Source organism: Comamonas koreensis (assembly GCF_021026195.1).
Classification (GTDB): Bacteria; Pseudomonadota; Gammaproteobacteria; order Burkholderiales; family Burkholderiaceae_C; genus Comamonas; species Comamonas koreensis.
Genome location: NZ_JAJNCT010000042.1, coordinates 1 through 1,034 on the forward strand (window position 1 = coordinate 1; position 1,034 = coordinate 1,034).

Here is a 1,034-nt window from a genome sequence, read left to right on the forward strand (position 1 = left end):
AAAGTGGACGTATAGGGTGTGACGCCTGCCCGGTGCTGGAAGATTAAATGATGGGGTGCAAGCTCTTGATTGAAGTCCCAGTAAACGGCGGCCGTAACTATAACGGTCCTAAGGTAGCGAAATTCCTTGTCGGGTAAGTTCCGACCTGCACGAATGGCGTAACGATGGCCACACTGTCTCCTCCTGAGACTCAGCGAAGTTGAAATGTTTGTGATGATGCAATCTCCCCGCGGAAAGACGGAAAGACCCCATGAACCTTTACTGTAGCTTTGTATTGGACTTTGAACAGATCTGTGTAGGATAGGTGGGAGGCTTTGAAGTGAGGATGCTAGTTCTCATGGAGCCAACGTTGAAATACCACCCTGGTGTGTTTGAGGTTCTAACCTTGGTCCATGATCTGGATCGGGGACAGTGCATGGTAGGCAGTTTGACTGGGGCGGTCTCCTCCCAAAGCGTAACGGAGGAGTTCGAAGGTACGCTAGTTACGGTCGGACATCGTGACGATAGTGCAATGGCATAAGCGTGCTTAACTGCGAGACTGACAAGTCGAGCAGATGCGAAAGCAGGACATAGTGATCCGGTGGTTCTGTATGGAAGGGCCATCGCTCAACGGATAAAAGGTACTCTGGGGATAACAGGCTGATACCGCCCAAGAGTTCATATCGACGGCGGTGTTTGGCACCTCGATGTCGGCTCATCTCATCCTGGGGCTGTAGTCGGTCCCAAGGGTATGGCTGTTCGCCATTTAAAGAGGTACGTGAGCTGGGTTTAAAACGTCGTGAGACAGTTTGGTCCCTATCTTCCGTGGGCGCTGCAGATTTGAGGAAGCCTGCTCCTAGTACGAGAGGACCGGAGTGGACACACCTCTGGTGTATCGGTTGTCACGCCAGTGGCATTGCCGAGTAGCTATGTGTGGAAGAGATAACCGCTGAAAGCATCTAAGCGGGAAACTCGTTCCAAGATGAGATCTGCCGGGGGCTTGACCCCCCTGAAGAGTCGTTCTAGACCAGGACGTTGATAGGTTGGGTGTGGAA

At 52.2% G+C, this 1,034-nt stretch carries 1 rRNA gene; it reads left to right on the plus strand.

Annotation, left to right across the window (positions count from 1 at the left end):
• Window positions 1-1,034 (plus strand): 23S ribosomal RNA (locus tag LPW39_RS23300); the annotation flags it as partial.